Source organism: Flavobacterium sp. DG2-3, from assembly GCF_030730925.1.
Classification (GTDB): Bacteria; Bacteroidota; Bacteroidia; order Flavobacteriales; family Flavobacteriaceae; genus Flavobacterium.
Genome location: NZ_JAVAMB010000006.1, coordinates 268,660 through 289,902 on the forward strand (window position 1 = coordinate 268,660; position 21,243 = coordinate 289,902).

The window sequence follows — 21,243 nt, forward strand, 5'->3', positions numbered from 1 at the left end:
AATATTTTAAATTATTACCAAAAAACGTAATAATAAAATTTATTACTTATATTTGTAATAGAAAGTTTATTATTTTTTAATTATATTTGGTTATGACTAGTGTAATTACAGGCGATATAATTGGTTCAAGACAGCAAAAATCGGAACATTGGGTAGAAGATTTGAAAAAAATCTTAGCTCCATTGGGCAAAACACCGAGCCAGTGGGAAGTGTATCGAGGAGATGAATTTCAAATTGAAGTCGCCAATCCCGAAGATGCGCTGCTAACTGCTATTTTGGTAAAAGCTCGTTTAAGAGCCCTAAAATCGGATGCACGCATGAGCATTGGTTTTGGAGATAAAACGCACAATGCTGAGAGAATATCTGAAAGCAATGGTTCAGCATTTATCAATTCGGGAGAACTTTTTGAAACTTTAAAAAAACAGAAAGTTACGCTGGCCATGCGAACGGGAGATTTTAGTTTGGATGAAAATCTAAATTTAATGCTGCAGCTGGCATTAACATTTATGGACAGCTGGCTGGTTCAATCGGCAGAATTTGTTGCTCTGGCTATTGAAAACCCCACATTATCTCAGGAAGAATTAGGACAAAAACTCGGGATAAACCAAGCTGCTGTGAGCCGAAGACAAAAGCGCGCGCAGTTTGATCTGGTTATGAATTTAGACCGCTATTTTAGAAAACAAATAAAACAATCTACAGCCTCATGATCTTATTTATAAAACTGCTTCTCGCCCATTTATTAGGAGATTTTATCTGGCAGCCCAATTCTTGGGTCGCCGATAAAGAAACTAAAAAACATAAAAGCATTTACTTATATGTTCATATTTTGCTTCATGGAGTTTTAGCCGCAATTCTAGCGGGAGAAATCCGTTTTATACCGTACGCTGTTTTAATTGCCGTTACACACGGAATTGTCGATTTAATCAAATTAAATTTTCAGAAAAAGAAAACCAAACGCACTTGGTTTGTTGTCGACCAAATTGCTCATATTTTAATTCTGATTGGAATTGTATTGCTATATCAAAACAAAAGCATCATAAATTTCTGGTCTGATAATGAATTCTGGATTCTAATAACAGGATTATTACTGATTACCAAACCAACTTCGATTTTTATCAAAACCATTATTTCGATCTGGAGTCCAGAAAGCCAAAATAGCCATCAAGATTTTTCTCTTGCCAATGCAGGAAATTATATTGGTATTCTAGAACGTCTTCTTGTGGTTTGCTTTATTCTTACCGCTCATTTTGAAGCAATCGGATTTCTTTTGGCCGCTAAATCTATTTTTAGATTCGGAGATCTAAAAGAAGCCAAAGACCGAAAACTTACAGAATATGTAATGATTGGAACTTTAATCAGTTTTGGAATTGCAATAATTGTCGGCCTTGTAATTCAGGCGCTACTTTTACAATTGCCCTAAAACTTTTTTGTTGATTGCTTTTATTAAAGCTGGACCTTCATAAATAAAACCAGTGTACAACTGCACTAAACTTGCACCTGCATTTAGTTTCTCAATCGCATCGTCTGCAGAATGAATTCCTCCTACTCCAATAATTGGAAATGCTTTATTGCTTTTTTCTGAAAGGAAACGGATTACTTCTGTAGAACGTTTTGTTAATGGTTTTCCAGACAAACCACCCATTTCTGATTGGTTTGCAGATTGTAAACCTTCTCTAGAAATTGTAGTGTTTGTTGCAATTACACCCGCAATCTGAGTTGTTTTTACAATATCAATAATATCTAATAATTGCTCATCTGTTAAGTCTGGAGCAATTTTAAGAAGAATAGGTTTTACTTTTTGAGAACTTGTTTTTTGTTTTTCAACATTTCTATTTTGCAAAGTCTGCAATAAAGCTGTCAAAGGCTCTTTATCTTGTAAAGCTCTTAAATTTGGTGTATTTGGCGAACTCACATTCACTACAAAATAATCAACATGGTTAAAAAGTGCATCAAAACAAATGATGTAATCCTTAACTGCATCTTCGTTATCGGTTACTTTATTTTTTCCGATATTTCCTCCAATCAAAACACCCGAATTCTTTTTCAAACGTTCTACAGCTTCTAGAACACCTCCATTATTAAATCCCATTCGGTTGATAATCGCTTGGTCTTCCTTTAATCTGAATAAACGTTTTTTCGGATTTCCTTCCTGTCCAACTGGCGTTACCGTTCCGATTTCAATAAAACCAAAGCCAAAATCGCCTAGTTCTTTATATAATTTGGCATCTTTATCAAAACCTGCCGCAAGTCCAACTGGATTTTTGAATTTAATTCCGAAGACTTCTCTTTCTAATCGAGCGTCTTTTACTTCATAAATCGATCTTATAATTGCCGAAACTCCAGGTATTTTTGAAATGAATTTTACAAAAGAAAAAGTAAAGTAATGCACTTTTTCAGGATCAAAACAAAAAAGTATCGGACGAATTATCAATTTATACATAAGAGTTGTGTTGTGTTATTTTTCAGCTGCAAATTTAGATATTATAGTTTAAAAAGGTGCTTATTTCCAAAAACAAATAATTTCTATTTTGTTCAATTCCTAAATAAAAGAATTAACACCGCCAATTGCATACTTTTTTGTTGCAAATTATAATATGAAACCTGTTTTGGTTTGTGGACAGATTGCTCTGATACAGATATTAGCTACTTTTAAATACTATTTAATGATCGCTATATGTTATTCAAAAAGAATAAATCAAATCGCTTTTTTAAACTGGTTTTCTTAGCCTTATTTTCTGCACTCGCATTAGACGGATTTGCGCAACAAGAAAAAGACACTACTAAATTGATGAATGTGCGTTATGGCAATAAAGGAATCGAACTAGAAACTCGAGACAAGAAATTTCTTTTTCAATTAGCAAGCCGACTTCAGTTTCGTTTTTCAACACCAAATGATACCGATCCTCTAACGTATGACGATTACAGTCAAGATGCTAAAACGACTTTTAAAATTAATCGTGCGCGACTTAAAATTGGCGGTCATGCTTTTGAACCTTGGCTTAAATATTATTGGGAATACGAATTAAGTCAGTCCAATTTGCTTGATTTCAGACTTATGATTGAAAAGTGGGATTGGCTGAGTTTTAAAGTTGGACAATGGAAAACAGAATTTACTCGCGAACGCTTCATAAGCAGCGGTGAACAGCAGATGGTTGACCGATCTTTAATTAACCGCCCTTTTACGGTAGACAGACAGCTCGGAGTTGAAGTTTACGGTCATTTGAAAGGAACTGGAATTGCCGATTTTAATTATTGGGCTGCGGCTTTGACAGGAACCGGACGAGGAAGCACTACCAATGACGACAATCATTTAATGTATTTTGGAAGAGCACAATGGAATTTCTTAGGAAGATCTCTTGAATTTGAAGGCTGTGATTTAGAATTTCACGAAAAGCCAACGCCGATAATTGCTTTTTCTGCTATAACTAACCGAAGCCCTTATACTCGATTTTCTCAAGCCGGCGGAGGTTCTCTTGATGGTTTTGAAGATGGATTGCCTGGTCAGTATAGAGTCAATCAATGGAATCTGGAAACCGCGTTTATGTTTCGTGGTTTTTCTTGGCAGAGTGAATGGCATACCAAAGAGATTATCGACAAATACAATAATGATGAAATGACCGTCATGAAAGGATATTACGTTCAGGCTGGATATTTTTTTCATAATGTTTTCGAATGGTGGCCAAAAAAACTAGAAATGGCAGGAAGACATGCAGCATACCGACCAGATAATTCGATTAGACAAAATAGACAAGACGAATCTACATTGGCTTTTAATTGGTTTTTCAAAGGGCACAAAAACAAGCTTACTTCAGAAGTAAGCTATTTTAGTTTTCAAGACAAAACGCTGCCTTTAGAGCAAGGCTGGCGTTTTAGAATCCAATGGGATATATCCTTGTAATTCAAAATCATACAGCTAAACTTTCAATCAATTTCGATAAATCGTTCATTTTTTTTCATAACTTTAATTCATATAAACCACTGAATATGAAAAATATATCCAAAACAGTAAAAAAATCAGCACTTTGGTGTTTGATCGGCACATTTTTCCTTGTTTCAATTGACAGTTTGGCACAACGTCATGGTGGTGGAAACCGTGGCGGCGGAGCAACGCATACGCGACCTGGTTCTAATGGCGGAGGCATAAAACGTCCGGCCAATAATTCTGGAAACAAAATCACAAGACCTGCAAATTCTAACAAGAAGATCACCAGACCAGCCACTTCAAATAATAAAGCGGTCAGACCATCTACAACAAATAGAAATAATACAGTAAACAGAAACAATACGGTAAATAGAAACAATATTGGAAACAGAAATACCAATATCAGCGGCAATACCGTTAACAGAAACCGAAATAATGTAAACATTAACGTTAATAATAGCGTACATGTTCGCAACAACCGTAACACTTATGTAAGGCCTGCGCCTCGCCCTTACGTTCGTCCGCCTTACGTATACGGAGGTTATAGATACAATACTTTTCATCCGTATTACTATCACCCTTACAGACCTTATTATTGGGGACCTGTTTGGCATCCTTGGGGATTTTTCGTAGCCACTTTAGCCGTAACAGCTATTGTAGTTAGTGTTGAAAGCCAGCAATATCATTATGATCAGGGAGTTTGGTATACTTCTAGCAGCGGTGGTTATACTGCAGTGCCAGCTCCTGTTGGCGGAACCGTAAATAATATTCCGAGCGGAGCGCAAACCGTCAATACAGGAACCGTCAATAATTATTATTACGGAGGAACCTATTACGAAAAAGACGGATCAACTTACAAAGTGGTAGCTCCTACAGCAGGAACAATTGTAGAAAGTTTGCCAGAAGGTGGCGAAGAAGTAACCATTGGAGATGTGAAATATATCAAATTTGGAGAAACTTACTATCAGCCTGTTCAAGTGGATGGTAAAGACAAATATGAAGTCGTGTCTGTTGAAAAAGAAAGTTAGTTTTATTAATTCTATAAAATTAGTATAATTATAAAAGTTATTTTTATAATTTTATCCCACTATTGACAAACCATTATTCGTTCAAAAATAATTAACCATGAAAAACAAGACCTTCTGGATTTTTGCTTTGCTTACATTATCCATTATTTCGATTGCTTACAGTTACAACAAATTTGCTGCTAAAGAAGAAAAAAAAGTTGTCGCAGAATGTCATGAAACTCCAACTAATACAGCATCTGAATTTAAGCCAACTGTTGAAAATAAATTCAAACCCGCTGTAAAAGCTCCAAAAGGAATGGTTTGGATTCCTGGAGGCGAATTCTCAATGGGATCAAACGTAGAAGACGAAAGTTTGTGCAGTATAAAAGGCGTTACAAAAGATGCGGCTCCTATTCATAGAGTTTACGTTGACGGTTATTATATGGACGAAACCGAGGTTACGAACGAAGAATTTGAAAAATTTGTAAAAGCGACAGGCTATGTAACTGTTGCGGAACAAAAACCGACAAAAGAAGAATTTCCAACTGCAAACGAAGAAGATTTGATTACAGGTTCTGTTATATTTACCCCTACACCATCTGCAGTTAATTTGAATAATTTTCTTCAATGGTGGCGTTATGAACCGGGCGCAGACTGGAGACATCCAGATGGACCGCAAAGCAGTATTAAAGGAAAAGAAAATTATCCTGTTGTTCATGTGGTTTATGAAGATGCCGAAGCTTACGCGAAATGGGCAGGAAAAAGGCTTCCGACAGAAGCTGAATGGGAATTTGCAGCCAGAGGCGGTAAAACAGGAAATCTTTACGCTTGGGGAAATAATTTAAAACCTGACGGCAAATTTCAAGCAAATATTTATCAGGGACATTTCCCTATAAAAGATGGCGACACTGGAGAAGACGGTTTTAAAGGAATTGCTCCAACAAAACAATATGCTCCAAATGCATACGGCTTATATGATATGGCCGGAAATGTATGGGAATGGGTACACGACTGGTATAGTGTAGATTATTATAAATCATTGGCAGAAAACGGAAAAACGATCAAAAACCCTCAAGGGCCAAGTGCTTACAACGATCCGAATGATCCTTCACAAATCAAAAGAGTGCATCGCGGAGGTTCTTTTTTATGCACCGATCAATATTGCACACGCTACATGGTTGGAACAAGAGGAAAAGGAGAATATCGATCTGCAGCCAATCATTTAGGTTTTAGATGCGTAAAAAGTAAATAACAAACTTATCATAACAGAAAGGGATTCAATTTAGAATCCCTTTTTTCATTCATTCAGATATTGAAAGCCAAATTTCCCAGCAGATTTTTTTTTCTATATTTGCTAAAAAATCAAAAAAATGCAACATATCATAGATCGATTTATCAGTTATGTAACGATTGATACGGAATCGGATCCAAATTCACAAACAACACCAAGTACAGAAAAACAGTGGAATCTTGCCAATAAATTAGTTGAAGAACTAAAAGCAATTGGCTTAGAAGATGTAACTATTGACGACAAAGCGTACATCATGGCAACGCTTCCGAGCAATGTTGATCATGAAGTTCCTGTAATTGGTTTTGTTTCTCATTTTGACACTTCTCCAGATTTTAGCGGAGCGAATGTAAAACCGCAAATCGTTGAAAATTATGACGGAAAAGACATTGTTTTGAATGCTGAGAAAAACATCATTTTATCTCCAAACTACTTTAAAGATTTATTGCAATATAAAGGTCAGACCATCATTACTACTGACGGCACAACTTTATTAGGTGCCGATGACAAAGCTGGAATTACAGAAATAGTTTCAGCAATGGAATACCTCATCCAGCATCCAGAGATTAAACACGGAAAAATCAGAATCGGTTTTACTCCAGATGAAGAAATCGGTCGCGGAGCGCATCATTTTGATGTGGAGAAATTCGGAGCGCAATGGGCTTACACTATGGATGGAAGCCAGATTGGTGAATTAGAATATGAAAATTTCAACGCAGCTGGAGCTAAAATTACTTTTAAAGGAAAAAGTGTTCACCCAGGTTATGCCAAAGGAAAAATGATCAATTCGATGCTTTTGGCTAATGATTTTATTAATGAATTGCCAAAAGGAGAAACGCCTCAGGAAACGAAAGGTTACGAAGGTTTTTTCCATGTTCATCACATCAAAGGAAATATCGAAGAAACGGTTTTAGAATTAATTATTCGCGATCACAACAAGAAAAAATTCGAAAATAGAAAAGCGCTTATTCATAAAATTGCGAAGAAATTCAATAAAAAATTCGCGAAGAAGTTTGGCGAAGATATTGTAATTGCTGAAGTAAAAGATCAATATTATAATATGAAAGAAAAGGTTCTTCCTGTAAAACATATTGTTGATATTGCTGAAAAAGCAATGAGAGAGTTAAACATTAAACCGATCATCAAACCAATTCGTGGTGGAACTGACGGTTCGCAATTATCGTTTATGGGATTACCTTGTCCGAACATTTTTGCGGGCGGACATAATTTCCATGGAAAATATGAATATGTTCCAGCAGAAAGTATTCAGAAAGCCACAGAAGTTATTGTAAAAATTGCTGAATTAACTGCTATTCCTGGAATTTTTGATAAGACAGAAAAATCTAAAAGAAAAAATTAAGCAATGCCTGAGAAAAAAAACGTTTGGGACAAAATGAATCAGTGGGAGGAAGAAATTCTTCTTCTTAAATCAATTATTGATAAAACTGAACTTATTGAAACTGTAAAATGGGGAGCACCTGTGTATGTTTTCAATAAAAAAAATGTTATTGGTCTCGGCGGTTTTAAAGATTATTTTACCATTTGGTTTTATAATGGTGTTTTCTTGAAAGATGAAAAGAAAAAACTGATCAACGCTCAGGAGGAAGTAACCAAGTCACTGCGTCAATGGCGTTTTAAATCAAAAGAAGAAATAAACGAAAAGGATATTTTAGAATACATTCACGAAGCTATTGAAAACGAAAAACAGGGTAAAATAATAAAACCTGCTAAAAAAGAAGCTATTATTTCTGAATTGCTGAATAAAGAAATGGAACAAAACCCAGCTCTAAAAGAAGCTTTTGAAAAATTTGCTCCTTACAAGCAATATGAGTTTTTAGAATATATAGAATCGGCAAAACAGGAAAAAACAAAGCTTACGAGAATTGAGAAAGTGATTCCGATGATTTTGTCGAATGTGGGATTGAATGATAAATATCGATAAATCAAATTCCAAATTTTTAAAATTCCAAATTCCAATACTGTTGTCATCATGCGAGCTGTTGAAGAGTTTTAACGCAAAGAGCGCAAAGGTTTTTTCGCAGAGAACGCTAAGTTTTTTTAAGAAGGCAATGTCCGCAAAGATTGACGTAGAGACGCACTGCTGTGCGTCTAACGCAAAATATTTCGATGCAGTTTGTCATCCTGACGAAGGAAGGATCACACTAGAAATTCCATAATGAATTTAAACAGTAAACCTTTGTCAAAGTTTAAAACTTTGACAAAGGTTTTTTTCTACACAAAGTATTGTCATTGCAAGGAACGAAGCAACCACACTGATCAAGTTCGTCAAAAACATCCGAAATGAGATTGCTTCGTTCCTCGTAAAGACCTACAATGCGATTATTTGAACAAAACAAAAAAATCCCAAATTCCACATCAAAATTGGAATTTGGGATTTTTAAATTTTATTGGAATTTTAAAAAGCTTAAGCTTTTTTATTCAAAGCAGCACTTAATTCTAAAGAAATAGCAGAACGCTCTAATTTTAATTTTCCTGACATGGTTTCAATAACAACAGTAGTTTCTGCTAATTCAGCGATTCTACCGTGGAAACCACTTTTTGTAACTATTTTGTCACCTACTTTTAGGTTGCTTTCAAATTCTTTTTCGTTTTTCGCTCTTTTTTGCTGTGGTCTGATCATGAAGAAATAGATTACCACGAACATTAAAAGGAATGGCGCAAATTGAGATAATTGTCCCATAATTTAAATTTGTTTTTGATTTATATTTAATATTTTCTTTTTGCTCTTCGACTCCGCTCAGAGTGACAAAGTATTGGAATTTGGAATTTATTTTTTGGAATTTTAAAATTCTACATTAACCCTCTACCTACTTTTACCATCTTTTTATTGGCAGTAAGTTCCTTCACCAAATTATCTAAAATTCCGTTGATAAAAATACTACTTTTTGGTGTAGAATACTCTTTTGCAATTTCTAAATATTCGTTAAGAGTTACCTTTACTGGAATCGACGGGAATTTAATAAACTCGCAAATTGCCATTTTCAAGATAATCGTATCAATTTCAGCAATACGGTCACTGTCCCAGTTTGGCGTTTTGTCTTCATATTCTTTAGCAAAAGCAGTTTCGTTTAAAACTGTTCTTCTAAAAAGATCTTTTGCAAAATCTTTATCTTCAACATCTTTGTACAATTTTGGCACTCTAAAATCGTCTGGATCTTCTGTTTTGATTGCTTTTAATTGTTTAACAATATGAGTATTTACAACCGGAATATCATCAACCCAAGTCAATTTATCATCTTCCAAATACTCGTATAATTTTTCATTTGGAACAATAACATTTTCAAACAAATCAATTATAAATTGTCTGTCTTCTTCAAATGTATTTACATTATTGCTCATGTATTTTTTGTAGATATCGCTTGCTTTAACATCATTTAAAAGCAAAATAATATAATCGTCGTTTAAAGACCAGTTATTGATTTTACGATTTTCTAAAGCGATACTAAGAGAATTGCTTTCGGCAAGAAGTTGAAAAATTTTGTTCTTTACAAATTTTTCATTTGGGTTACGTTCTGCTGCAGTAGCAAGGTGTTTTTTACTTGACAGATGTAAAAAAACAGATTCTTTTTTACAAATTTCTATCAATGAAGAAAGCATTATAAGGTATAAGTCCTGAATATTATCAATGCTGTAGAAAAGAAATTTCTCTTCTTTTTCCATGTTTTCAGAACCGCTTTGATGCATTGCATAAATGGATTGCATTACTTTAACGCGTATGTGTCTTCTATTTACCACCGTGTAAGAACATTTAAAAATTAGTCTGCAAAAGTATAACTTTTGATGCGTATTTTAAAATTTACACATTAAAAAAACGTTTATTTTGAGAAAAGTTATGTAAAAAGTGGTCAGTAATCCGTTTTTGAGCGGTCAGTTTTGAGTATTGAACTTAGTCTTACTTAGTTGTAGAAATAAAAAATCTCAGCTTTCAGAAAAACTGAAGACTGAGATTTTATATTATTTCAATTAAAATTGAGCATCAAACTGAACACTCAAAAACTGAACACTTAATTACTTAGCCGCGTTCTCGATTCTTCTCTGATCGATACGGTTTTGAGCAATTGTAAGTGCCGCTTTATGCGTTGTGATATTGTTTTTAGCAGCGAAATCAATAATTTCTAAAGTAGTATTGTAGATATTCTCTGTTTTACTCATGATTTCAGCTTTACCGTAGTTAGCCAATTCAGCATAAACATTGATAATTCCACCCGCATTGATTAAGAAATCTGGAGCATATAAAATTCCTCTTTCTGTCAATCTCGCTCCGTGAACATTCTCGTCTGCCAACTGATTGTTTGCTGCACCAGCGATCACTTTAGCTTTAATTTTTTCGATTGTATTATCGTTGATTGTTGCTCCCATCGCACACGGCGCGTAGATGTCAACATCTGCAGTATACAAATCTTCTCCAGTATAAATTGTTGCGTTGTATTTTGAAGCAACTTGGTATAATTTTTCTTCGTTAATATCAGAAATAGTAACCTGTGCTCCTTCTTTAGTTAAATATTCAACCAAAGTTTCTCCAACGTGTCCGATTCCTTGTACCAAAACTTTTTTTCCATCTAAAACATCAGTTCCAAACTGACTTTTAGCGGCAGCTTTCATACCTAAATAAACACCATAAGCTGTAATTGGAGAAGGATTTCCAGAACCACCTCTTTCTTCAGAAATACCCGTAACATAAGGAGTTACATCTCTTACTGTATCCATGTCTTTAGTTTCCATTCCGACATCTTCTGCAGTAATATATCTTCCGCTTAATGAGTGAACAAACTCACCAAACTTACGCATTAACTCAGGTGTTTTCTGCGTTTTAGCATCACCAATAATAACTGCTTTACCTCCACCAATATTCAGTCCAGTAATAGCCGATTTAAAAGTCATACCTCTCGAAAGACGTAAAACATCATTTAAAGCCTCCCATTCTGTGTTGTAATTCCACATTCTGGTTCCTCCCAAAGCTGGCCCCATAACCGAATTATGAATACCAATAATTGCTTTTAAACCTGTATCTTTGTCATTGCAAAATACAATTTGTTCGTGATCGTCAAAAGATAACTGACCAAAAACAGGATCCATTTTTTGAAGTTCCTTTCCAGTTGCGAAAGTTGCATCCATAGCGCTAGTATAAATTAGTTAAAATTATGAATTCGTCAAAAAGACTTCTCAAACATAATTAAAAAATACACATGTGCTAATTTTTTATCTTTAAAATAACAATTTTACAATATAATTGTTTTGATTAAATCGCAAATTATTATAAATTTATTTAATAATAATTCTTAAATACAAATCAATTCAATATCAGATTTCTTAAAAAAATGAAAGAATTAAGCTATTTAAATAAATATTTCGTCAAATATAAATATAGTTTTTCGCTAGGTATTTTAATCACTATAATCGCACAAATATTTTCTCTTTTCACTCCAAAGCTTATCAGTAAGTCTTTAAACGCTATTGAAAATTTTGATAAGCTATCTCCAACCGATCAAAAGTCTGAAGTTGTGATTGCCGCGTTTCGTCAGGATCTTATTCATAATGTGTTGCTTATCATCGGAACAACGATTGTTGCTGGGTTTCTAACGTTTTTAATGCGCCAGACTTTAATTGTAATGTCACGCCATATTGAGTTTGACTTGAAAAATGAAGTTTTCAGACAATACGAGAATCTTTCTCAAAATTTTTACAAACAAAACAGAACGGGAGACTTAATGAATCGTATTAGCGAAGACGTTTCAAAAGTTCGTATGTATGTGGGGCCAGCGGTAATGTATACTATAAATACATTTATTCGTTTTGCGATCGTTATATTATATATGTATAATGTATCGCCACTTCTTACTTTATATACCATTCTTCCTTTACCTATATTATCGTACTGTATTTTCAAATTGAGTTCAGAAATCAACAAGCGAAGCACCACTTTTCAACAATACCTTTCTAAAGTTTCGAGTTTTACCCAAGAAATCTTTTCGGGAATTCGCGTTATTAAGGCATATTCTTTAGAAAATCAGCATCAAAACAATATGGTGGATTTGGCAGAAGAAAGCAAACGTAAAAGCTTAAGTCTGGCAAGAGTGCAGTCTTTGTTTGGTCCACTAATGATCGCGCTTATCGGAATCAGTAATCTGGTTGTCATTTATTTTGGAGGTGTGATGTATATTAACGGAAGTATTCCGAATATCGGAACCATTGCCGAGTTCATATTATATGTAAACATGCTGACTTGGCCAGTTGCTTCTTTGGGCTGGGTTTCTTCAATGGTTCAGGAGGCAGAAGCTTCTCAAAAACGTTTGAACGAATTTTTGAAAATCGAACCAGAAATCAAGAATAACAACGAAAACTCATCAGAAATTGAAGGAAATATTACTTTTTATAATGTTTCTTTTACTTATCAAGATACCAATATTGAAGCGTTGAAAAATGTTTCTTTTACAGTAAAAAAAGGAGAAACATTAGCTATTTTGGGAAAAACAGGTTCTGGGAAATCAACCATTCTTTCTTTGATTTCGAGATTATATGATGTAACCGATGGTGAAGTTAAAATTGATGAAAACGAAATCAGCTCTTTAAACTTAAATGATCTTCGCAACAATATAGGAATCGTTCCTCAAGATGCTTTCTTATTCTCGGATACGATTAAGAATAATATCAAATTCGGAAATCAAAATGCAACGGATGAAGAGGTTTTTGAAGCAGCCAAAAATGCCGTAGTTCATGACAACATTATTGCGTTTAACAAACAGTACGATACCATTTTAGGAGAAAGAGGAATTACACTTTCGGGAGGTCAAAAACAACGTGTTTCGATTGCAAGAGCCATTATTAAAAATCCTGCCATTTTGCTTTTTGACGATTGTTTGTCAGCAGTTGACACCGAAACCGAAGAAATGATTCTGAATAATTTATTTGAAATTTCTAAAGATAAAACGACCATAATTGTAAGTCACCGAGTATCATCTGCCAAGAATGCAGACAAAATTATTATCCTCGAAGATGGTCGTATAATTCAACAAGGCTCTCATAATCAATTAATAAATCAAGAAGGTTATTATGCAGCGTTATATTTAAAACAACTTTCGGAAAAAGAATTACTTTAATTGTTGCGTAATAGATAAATTTTTATGATTTTTGAGTACTATTAATTCCAAAAATGATAGAACGTATTATGAGAGAAAATGACATGTTAGAAAAAGAAGAGATTTTTTCTAAAGTATTACGAGCAGGAAGAAGAACTTATTTCTTTGATGTGAGAGCTACCAAAGCTGATGATTATTACATTACTATTACCGAAAGCAAAAAATTTACTGAGGAAGATGGTTCTTTTCACTTCAAAAAACACAAAATCTATTTATACAAAGAAGATTTTAGTGCTTTTGCTGAAATCTTAGAAGAAATGACTTCTTATGTTTTAAACCACAAAGGAGAAGAAGTAATTTCTGAAAGACACCAAAAAGATTTTAAAAAAGAATATAGCTCTGAAAAGGCTGAAAGCCAAAGATCTAGTTTTACAGATATTGATTTTGACGATATTTAATCAAAATCATCTACATATATAAGAGTCCAATTTGTTCTGCATTTTGGACTTTTTTTATATATTTAAATTTCTAATTTTAGATTTTAGACTGTAAATTTTAGATTTCTTCAGTAATTTCAATTCAAATATTTCAAAATGAAAAAATTAATTCTTCTTTTAAGTTTCTTCTTCTTCGCAATTTCTCTTTCTGCACAGCATATAGAATATGAAACGAAAAATAACATTCAATATTATAATGCATCAGCAAATAAAGCAGACAAATACATTAACGAAAGATGTGTTTTAGATCTTTATTATCCAAAAACTAAAACTGGATTTGCGACAATTGTGTGGTTTCACGGCGGCGGATTGACTGGCGGAAACAAAGAAATTCCTGAAGCTTTAAAAAATAAAGGTTTTGCTATTATTGGTGTAAACTATAGACTTTCTCCTAAAGTAAAAGCAGCAAAATGTATTGAAGATGCTGCGGCTGCAGTTGCATGGGCTTTTAATAACATCACGAATTATGGCGGAGATAAATCTCAGATTTTTGTTTCGGGACATTCTGCTGGAGCTTATTTAAGTTTAATGATTGGTTTAGATAAAAAATGGCTTCAAAAAGAAAATATCGATGCTAATTCGATTGCAGGACTTATCCCGTTTAGCAGTCAATGTATTACGCATTTTGAAATTAGAAGAGAAAATGGAATTCCTGAGAAACAGCCAACAATTGACGAATTTGCCCCTTTATATCACGTTCGTGCCGATGTTCCGCCAATATTGTTAATTACAGGAGACCGCGAACTGGAAATGCTTGGACGCTACGAAGAAAATGCATACATGGCCAGAATGATGAAACTGGTTGGACATACGCAAACTAAATTATATGAATTAGACGGCTACGGCCACGGAATGACAGAACCTGGTTTTCCGCTTTTGGTTAACGAAGTCAACCGAGTTTTAAAAGAACGTAAAAAATAATCACTAAATAAAATCCACGGCAATGGAGACACAACTATTAATTATACCAGGACTTGGAGATTCTGGAGAAAAACACTGGCAAACTTTTTGGCATCGAAAATTCGAAAATTCAATTCGAGTTGTACAAGATAATTGGGACGAACCGATTCTCGAAGAGTGGTTTGAAAGATTAAATGAATATATTTTAAAACTAAACAAACCAACTATCTTAGTAGCGCACAGCTTAGCCGTTTCATTGGTTTTGCATTGGGCAGAAAAATATAATAATCCAAACATTATTGGCGCATTTTTAGTTGCTCCAGCAGATGTGGATTCACCAGAACATACACCTGAATGTACAAGAAATTTTTCGCCAATGCCGCTGTACAAATTACCTTTTCCATCGGTTGTGGTAGCAAGCGAAAACGATCCTTATTCTTTATTCGAAAGAAAAAAATACTTCGCAGAAAAATGGGGAAGTGATTTTGTAAACGTTGGAAAACAAGGTCACATTAACTCCGATTCTGATTTAAAATATTGGGAAGAAGGACAGGAGATTTTACGTGAGTTTCTTTCTAAAATAAATTAAGAGTATTCAGTGGTCAGTTTTTTAGTACTCAGTTGTCAGGCTGAGCGGAGTCGAAGCCCATTCCAATAGGGACGCCCTTCGACTTCGCTCAGGGTGACAATTCAATTAAAATATTAATGATCCAAGAACTGAACACTAAAAATCTGAACACTGAAAACTACCCAATCCTCAGTCCATTTTCTATTTTAAAATCGGGAGCCAATAAAATCACATCTCCCTCCTCGCCTACAGCACCAAGAACCAAGCATTCGCTCATAAATTTTCCGATTTGTTTTTTCGGGAAATTGACAACAGCCACAATCTGACGATTTACTAAATCTTCCTTTTGATATCTTTTGGTTATTTGTGCCGAAGATTTTCTGATGCCTATTTCAGAACCAAAATCAATTGTCAGCTGAAAGGCTGGCTTTCTGGCTTCGGGAAAATCATTTACTTCTATAATGGTTCCGACACGCATGTCGGTTCGTTCAAATTCATTCCAAGTCAAATCCATATTTATGCTTTTATTACAAACCTATAAATTTTGTAATTAATGCGCCTAATTCTATAACCCATTTCTTTTACTAACGGGCTAATTTTACTATAGAAACTAGTAGCTTAAACGTAAAAAACATATAACATGGAACATACTGAACCAAATGCATGCATGTCAATCAAAGATTTTGAATCTAATTTAAAACAGGTTCATACCGATAAATACATAGAAGTCGCACAAAATGTAAGGCTTTATGTTAAAGATTACGGTCAAGGAAAACCGGTAATTTTGATTCACGGCTGGCCTCTTTCTAATGAAATGTGGGAATATCAGATTGATCATTTAGTACAAAACAATTTCCGCGTAATTGCCTACGACCGCCGCGGATTTGGAAAATCATCTCAGCCTTGGGACGGTTACGATTATGACACTTTAACAGATGATCTTCAGGAAATTATAGAACAATTGGAATTAACAGACGTAACACTTGTCGGATTCTCAATGGGTGGCGGAGAAGTTGTTCGCTATTTTAGCCGTCATGGCGGAAAAAACGTTTCTAAAATTGCTTTGATTTCTTCTATTATTCCATTCCTTTTAAAAACTCACGACAATCCTGATGGGCATCCAAAAGAGAAAAGCGACAATACAGCGGCAGCTCTTAAAGAAGACCGAATCGGATTTATAGATAATTTTGGAAAAACATTTTTCGGCGTTAATATTATAAATAAACCTTTAAGCACACCTTTGTTGGAGTACTATAGGGCTTTATGTTCAGTGGCTTCTCCGCGTGCTACTTTAAAATGTGCAGAATCATTTTCTTATACTGATTTTAGAGACGAATTGGATTTTATAAAAGTTCCTGTTCTGATCATTCACGGAGACGACGATAAAATTGTCCCTATTGATCTTACTTCTAGAAAAGCGGCAAAATCTATCGCAAACAATACTTATATTGAATATGAAGGAGCGCCACATGGCTTATTTTATACTGACAGAGAAAAACTGAATGAGGATTTACTGCAATTCTTAAATTCATAAAAAATATAAAAAGTATCCAAAGAAGCAAGCTGATACAGCTAACTGCTTTCTTTGGATATTTTTATTCTTGTGCTCTTTTATTTACAGATTTTTAAAGCTATTTTTGAAAATCAAATTTCAAATAAAATGGCACGAACAGAATCTACAATGCTTCCATTAGGAACAATTGCTCCTGAATTTTATCTAAAAGATACCAATTCAAACCATACTTTTTCTTTTGAAGATTTAAAAGGTTCTAAAGGCACTTTGGCGATGTTTATCTGCAATCATTGTCCGTTTGTGCACCATGTAATTACAGAAATTGTAATGATTGCCAATGATTACCGCGTGCAGGGACTTGGTGTAATTGCGATTTCGAGTAATGACGCTGGAAAATATCCGCAAGATGGTCCAGAATTGATGACCGATTTTGCTATGGAAAACAAAATTGATTTTCCTTATTTATATGATGAAAGCCAAGAAACGGCTAAAGCTTATCAGGCAGCTTGTACGCCAGATTTCTATTTATTTGACAGTCAAGACAAATTGTTTTACCGTGGCCAGCTAGACGATTCAAGACCTGGTAACGGGATTCCGCTTAGCGGAAGCGATCTTAGGGGCGCAATTGATGCGTTAATTTACAACAGAAGTTTAAAAGAACCGCAGAAACCAAGCTTAGGCTGCGGCATAAAATGGAAGTAATTACGCATTAATTTAAAAAGATTTCGTACTTTTGTAAATCAGTTTAGTCATCTTTATGAGAAATACAATACCATCTACAGCCTCTATAAAGCCGTTTTGCATAGCAGAACCGCTTGCTGCTGTAATTATTTCGCATAATAAGGCCTTTATTTTTTAGGCCTCCGTCTACTTCACTTTTTTCTTCTTTTTGACGGAGGATTTTTACCAGATTTTAAATACTTAAAATTATTTGACAAAATCAAATTGGTCAGATATTTTTTGTTTTTTCTCATTTTATAAATTTCAAAAACAAACATTTAAAAAGTTTACACAACAAACTTTTCTAAAAAATCACTCACATAATTAGTACAACAATAAAATTCAGATAGATATGAAACCAACACCGACTTTCTGCAAAGCAGATTATCAATTTTTAAGAGAATTGATTTTAAAAAATAAAAATGAAACTAATACAAAAGAAGCCAATCAGCTTTCACAAGAATTAGATCGTGCTGTAATAAGCAAAGAAAGCGATTTAAATTCAGTGATTCGCGTCCATTCTTTTGTAACGATTGAAGATGTAAAAGCTGGCAAACAAATGAAAATTCAGATCGTTTTACCTTCTGAAGCAGATATAAAGCAATCTAAAATTTCAATTCTAGCGCCATTAAGTGTTGCTATTATTGGTTTTAAAGAAAATGATCAGGTAGACTGGGAAATGCCTGCTGGTATCAAAACTTTGAAAGTAATAGCTGTCGATAATTCAGCTGTACATCATTCTTAAATTTAAAACACCTCATTCTTTGAAGGTGTTTTTTTATATCTATCTGAAAAACAAAAAAACTGTTCGAGTGAACAGTTTTTTTGTTTTGAGCCAATTATAATTGGGAATGAATGTAATTGGTAATTGATGCCATTTTCACATCATCTAACTTTGCTTTTTTCTGCATGCTTACTAAAATTGGCGCCCAATCTTCTTTGGTGAACTGTTTTGGTTCGTACAATTTATGGCATCTTGCGCAACTATTCTCATAGAGATTTTTTCCTTCTGCTAATTCTGGTGTTAATGCTGCTGTAACTTGTGCTGTTTCAACTGGAGCTGTCGCTTTGGTTTCTGCAACTGCAGTCGTTTTTTTTGTTCCGCATGAAGCTAATGCCAGAACCAATCCTGTTAGGATTACGTATTTTTTCATTGTCTTTGGTTTTTTAGTAAATATAAAAAAATCCCATATGCCGTGGCACATGGGATTGCTTATAAAGACAATTTAAAATTGTTCTAAATTCTTATTTTACGTCCATTAATTCAACGTCAAAAATCAAAGTTGCGTTTGGCGGAATTACTCCTCCTGCACCAGCTGGTCCGTAAGCTAAATCAGATGGAATTACAAAACGAGCTTTGTCTCCAACTTGCAATAAAGCAATACCTTCGTCCCATCCCTCGATAACTTGTCCAATTCCTAATTTGAATTCGATTGGTTTTTTACGTGGGTAAGAAGAATCAAAAACTTTTCCGTTTTCTAAAGATCCTTCGTAGTGAACAGAAACTGTTTTTCCAGCCTCAGCTTTTTTACCGTCTCCTTTTTGAATCATTTTGTAACGTAAACCTGTTTCTGTTCTATCAAAACCAGCAGCTAATTGTTCCATTTTTGCTTCAGATTCTGCTTTTAAAGCTGCTTCTCTTTTTAGACGAGCACCTTTTAAACCAATGAAAGCTTCAATTGCATTCCATTTTTGAGCTTCTTCTCCTACTCTGATAATTTCAACAGACTCTAAGTTATCGCCTTGAGCAACAGCATCAACAATATCCTGACCTTCTATAACGTGTCCAAAAACAGTATGTTTATTATCTAACCATGGAGTTGGAACGTGAGTGATGAAAAATTGAGAACCGTTACTTCCAGGTCCTGAGTTTGCCATAGATAGCACTCCCGGACGATCGTGTTTTAAAGTTGGGTGAAATTCATCATCAAATTTATATCCCGGATCTCCAGTTCCCGTTCCTTTTGGGCAACCACCTTGAATCATGAAATCTGCGATAACTCTGTGGAAAGTTAATCCGTCATAGAATTTTTGTCCTTGAGGTTTTACTTTATTTTCCATATTTCCTTCTGCAAGAGCAACAAAGTTTCCTACAGTTCCTGGCGTCAAATCGTGTGTCAATTTTACTAAAATTGAACCTTTGCTAGTATTGAATTTAGCGTATATTCCGTTTTCCATGTTGTTATTTTTAATTTGAAAGCAAATTTACAAATTAATTTTTTAATCAATTTGCGCTTTCTGTTTTTTAGATTTTGATTTATATGTAAGTCCGTAAATTGTTAATGACAGTGCAGATAAAACCATACAGCCAATTGTTACGGCATGCCATCCGCCTAACTTCCATAGCAACAATCCATAAGCAGATCCTGCAGCCGTCCCTAAAAAGGTAAGCGACATAAACACAGTGTTCAATCTGTTTCTAGCTTCAGGCAATAATGAATATACTCGCGTCTGGTTTGAAATGTGAACACCTTGAATTCCAATATCAATAAATACAATTCCGATTGCAATTCCGATTACGCTTTCAATAGCAAAATAAAAAATCAAGAAGCTTATTAATACCAATAAACAGCCGTAACCAACTGCAATTCTAGAATTTCCTTTATCTCCCAATTTTCCAACCAAAGGCGCTGCTAAAGCCCCAGATGCACCAACTATTCCAAATAATCCGATTGTAGCGCTATTGAAGTTAAATGGCTCACCAGAAAGCAATAAAACCATTGTAGTCCAGAAAGCTCCAAATTGAGCAAAACTAAACACATTGATTGCTGTTGCCTCACGCAAAACTGGCTGTGTTTTGATAAGTGTAAACAGCGACTGAATCAGTTGTCCATAAGTTCCTTGAAACTGTGGTTTGTTGTATGGAAATTTACTTTGAATGACAAAAAAGATCAAAAGGCAAATTCCGGCTGCGATATAAAACATCGATCTCCATCCTAAAACCTGACCTATAAAACCGCTTAACGTTCGCGAAAGCAAAATTCCGACAAGAAGTCCGCTCATGATAGTTCCGACAACTTTTCCACGCTGTTCTGGCGCGCTCAAAGAAGCCGCGAGAGGAAGAATCAACTGCGGTACAATCGATGTGATTCCGATTAGCAGGGAAGCAATTTGTAAAACAAGAAAACTTTTGGCCGTTGCTGCAATTAACAAAGCAATTACAGTGGCAAAAGTGGTCATTAAAATTTGCCTTTTACGTTCTATTTTATCACCAAGCGGCACCATAAAAAACAGTCCGATAGCGTAACCTGCCTGAGTTAGATAGGTTATGGTTCCAGCGCTGGCTTCAGGAATTTTAAATTCGTTGGCAATTAAAACAATCAAAGGCTGGCAGTAATAAAGATTTGCAACTATAAGACCAGTGCAAACTGCCATAAACAGTACATTAGTTTTTGATAAATTCATTTTGCAAAAATACCAATCTAATCTTTAGCAAAACTTTAAAAAATATATAAAATTTTGTTTTTTTGAACCATATAAGTCATATAAGTTCATTTAAAAAAAGCTTTGTGAAAACTTAAATGTTTTTGTAAACCATATAAGTCATGTAAGTTCATTTAAAAAGTCTTTCGTGAAACGTAAATGCTTTCTAAACCATATAAGCGATTTAAGTTCATTTAAATACAGCTTTCGTGAAAACCTAAATGTTTTTGCAAACCATATAAGTCATGTAAGTTCATTTAAAAAGTCTTTCGTGAAACGTAAATGCTTTCTAAACCATATAAGCGATT

22 protein-coding genes are annotated in these 21,243 nt (G+C 34.4%); 14 read left to right on the top strand and 8 right to left on the bottom strand.

The annotated features are described in order from the left end of the window. Positions 1-92 precede the first annotated feature (92 nt). Entirely contained in the window at positions 93-707 is a 615-nt protein-coding gene (locus Q9Q97_RS11170) for a hypothetical protein (protein WP_306156988.1), read from the top strand. Continuing rightward, the gene (locus Q9Q97_RS11175; protein ID WP_306156990.1) at positions 704-1,420 is read left to right on the top strand and encodes a DUF3307 domain-containing protein; all 717 of its coding nucleotides are present in this window, start codon (positions 704-706) and stop codon (positions 1,418-1,420) included. Before Q9Q97_RS11170 ends, Q9Q97_RS11175 begins: the two co-directional genes overlap by 4 nt. Here the strand turns inward: Q9Q97_RS11175 and Q9Q97_RS11180 are convergent. Beyond that, positions 1,406-2,440, bottom strand: a complete 1,035-nt coding sequence (locus tag Q9Q97_RS11180; RefSeq protein WP_306156992.1) for a quinone-dependent dihydroorotate dehydrogenase — start codon at positions 2,438-2,440, stop codon at positions 1,406-1,408. The two genes, Q9Q97_RS11175 and Q9Q97_RS11180, sit on opposite strands and share 15 nt — an antisense overlap. 234 nt (positions 2,441-2,674) lie before the next feature. Between Q9Q97_RS11180 and Q9Q97_RS11185 the strand changes: the two genes are divergently transcribed. From Q9Q97_RS11185 to Q9Q97_RS11205, 5 genes are all read left to right on the top strand, one after another. After that, positions 2,675-3,898, top strand: a complete 1,224-nt coding sequence (locus tag Q9Q97_RS11185) for an OprO/OprP family phosphate-selective porin (RefSeq protein WP_306156994.1) — start codon at positions 2,675-2,677, stop codon at positions 3,896-3,898. An 86-nt stretch (positions 3,899-3,984) separates the two neighbouring features. Next, positions 3,985-4,950: a DUF6515 family protein gene (locus Q9Q97_RS11190; protein WP_306156996.1), complete on the top strand. Its 966-nt coding sequence runs from the start codon at positions 3,985-3,987 to the stop codon at positions 4,948-4,950. 97 nt (positions 4,951-5,047) lie between these two features. After that, positions 5,048-6,181: a formylglycine-generating enzyme family protein gene (locus Q9Q97_RS11195; RefSeq protein ID WP_306156998.1), complete on the top strand. Its 1,134-nt coding sequence runs from the start codon at positions 5,048-5,050 to the stop codon at positions 6,179-6,181. Between the two features lie 118 nt (positions 6,182-6,299). Continuing rightward, positions 6,300-7,577: a peptidase T gene (gene pepT / locus Q9Q97_RS11200; RefSeq protein WP_306156999.1), complete on the top strand. Its 1,278-nt coding sequence runs from the start codon at positions 6,300-6,302 to the stop codon at positions 7,575-7,577. 3 nt (positions 7,578-7,580) lie between these two features. Then, positions 7,581-8,159, top strand: coding sequence for a YdeI family protein (locus Q9Q97_RS11205; protein WP_306157001.1), 579 nt, complete (start codon positions 7,581-7,583; stop codon positions 8,157-8,159). A gap of 483 nt (positions 8,160-8,642) precedes the next feature. Here Q9Q97_RS11205 and yajC read toward each other — a convergent pair whose 3' ends face one another. The 3 genes from yajC to Q9Q97_RS11220 all read right to left on the bottom strand — a co-directional run bounded on the left by yajC (position 8,643) and on the right by Q9Q97_RS11220 (position 11,353). Beyond that, positions 8,643-8,918 carry a preprotein translocase subunit YajC gene (gene yajC, locus Q9Q97_RS11210; protein WP_306157003.1) on the bottom strand — a complete coding sequence of 92 codons (276 nt, stop codon included), beginning with the start codon at positions 8,916-8,918 and terminating at the stop codon, positions 8,643-8,645. Positions 8,919-9,028: 110 nt separating this feature from the next. Beyond that, the gene (gene nusB, locus Q9Q97_RS11215) at positions 9,029-9,940 is read right to left on the bottom strand and encodes a transcription antitermination factor NusB (RefSeq protein ID WP_306157005.1); all 912 of its coding nucleotides are present in this window, start codon (positions 9,938-9,940) and stop codon (positions 9,029-9,031) included. A gap of 306 nt (positions 9,941-10,246) precedes the next feature. Beyond that, positions 10,247-11,353 (bottom strand): Glu/Leu/Phe/Val dehydrogenase, encoded by a 1,107-nt coding sequence (locus Q9Q97_RS11220; RefSeq protein ID WP_306157007.1) that lies wholly within the window; start codon positions 11,351-11,353, stop codon positions 10,247-10,249. 203 nt (positions 11,354-11,556) lie between these two features. Between Q9Q97_RS11220 and Q9Q97_RS11225 the strand changes: the two genes are divergently transcribed. The 4 genes from Q9Q97_RS11225 (at position 11,557) to Q9Q97_RS11240 (ending at position 15,300) form a co-directional block, all read left to right on the top strand. Beyond that, positions 11,557-13,335: an ABC transporter ATP-binding protein gene (locus Q9Q97_RS11225; protein WP_306157010.1), complete on the top strand. Its 1,779-nt coding sequence runs from the start codon at positions 11,557-11,559 to the stop codon at positions 13,333-13,335. A 68-nt stretch (positions 13,336-13,403) separates the two neighbouring features. Further along, a complete protein-coding gene (locus tag Q9Q97_RS11230; RefSeq protein WP_306157030.1) occupies positions 13,404-13,772 on the top strand; it encodes a PUR family DNA/RNA-binding protein in 369 nt (122 codons plus the stop codon). A 135-nt stretch (positions 13,773-13,907) separates the two neighbouring features. Continuing rightward, positions 13,908-14,732 (top strand): alpha/beta hydrolase, encoded by an 825-nt coding sequence (locus tag Q9Q97_RS11235; protein WP_306157011.1) that lies wholly within the window; start codon positions 13,908-13,910, stop codon positions 14,730-14,732. Positions 14,733-14,754: 22 nt separating this feature from the next. Continuing rightward, positions 14,755-15,300: an alpha/beta hydrolase gene (locus Q9Q97_RS11240; RefSeq protein ID WP_306157013.1), complete on the top strand. Its 546-nt coding sequence runs from the start codon at positions 14,755-14,757 to the stop codon at positions 15,298-15,300. Positions 15,301-15,457: 157 nt separating this feature from the next. Here the strand turns inward: Q9Q97_RS11240 and Q9Q97_RS11245 are convergent, their stop codons facing one another. Further along, positions 15,458-15,793: a tRNA-binding protein gene (locus Q9Q97_RS11245; RefSeq protein WP_306157015.1), complete on the bottom strand. Its 336-nt coding sequence runs from the start codon at positions 15,791-15,793 to the stop codon at positions 15,458-15,460. 126 nt (positions 15,794-15,919) lie between these two features. Here Q9Q97_RS11245 and Q9Q97_RS11250 point away from each other — a divergent pair, with 126 nt between their 5' ends. The 3 genes from Q9Q97_RS11250 (at position 15,920) to Q9Q97_RS11260 (ending at position 18,257) form a co-directional block, all read left to right on the top strand. Continuing rightward, entirely contained in the window at positions 15,920-16,813 is an 894-nt protein-coding gene (locus Q9Q97_RS11250; RefSeq protein WP_306157016.1) for an alpha/beta fold hydrolase, read from the top strand. Positions 16,814-16,939: 126 nt separating this feature from the next. After that, positions 16,940-17,494 (top strand): thioredoxin family protein, encoded by a 555-nt coding sequence (locus Q9Q97_RS11255; RefSeq protein ID WP_306157018.1) that lies wholly within the window; start codon positions 16,940-16,942, stop codon positions 17,492-17,494. Positions 17,495-17,864: 370 nt separating this feature from the next. Then, a complete protein-coding gene (locus Q9Q97_RS11260; RefSeq protein WP_306157020.1) occupies positions 17,865-18,257 on the top strand; it encodes a GreA/GreB family elongation factor in 393 nt (130 codons plus the stop codon). A gap of 94 nt (positions 18,258-18,351) precedes the next feature. Here the strand turns inward: Q9Q97_RS11260 and Q9Q97_RS11265 are convergent, their stop codons facing one another. The 3 genes from Q9Q97_RS11265 to Q9Q97_RS11275 all read right to left on the bottom strand — a co-directional run bounded on the left by Q9Q97_RS11265 (position 18,352) and on the right by Q9Q97_RS11275 (position 20,887). After that, positions 18,352-18,666, bottom strand: coding sequence for a cytochrome c (locus Q9Q97_RS11265; RefSeq protein WP_306157022.1), 315 nt, complete (start codon positions 18,664-18,666; stop codon positions 18,352-18,354). Positions 18,667-18,757: 91 nt separating this feature from the next. Next, on the bottom strand, positions 18,758-19,690 hold the full coding sequence (locus Q9Q97_RS11270; RefSeq protein WP_306157024.1) for a peptidylprolyl isomerase: 933 nt from the start codon (positions 19,688-19,690) through the stop codon (positions 18,758-18,760). A 42-nt stretch (positions 19,691-19,732) separates the two neighbouring features. Continuing rightward, positions 19,733-20,887 (bottom strand): MFS transporter, encoded by a 1,155-nt coding sequence (locus tag Q9Q97_RS11275; protein WP_306157026.1) that lies wholly within the window; start codon positions 20,885-20,887, stop codon positions 19,733-19,735. Between the last annotated feature and the right edge of the window lie 356 nt (positions 20,888-21,243).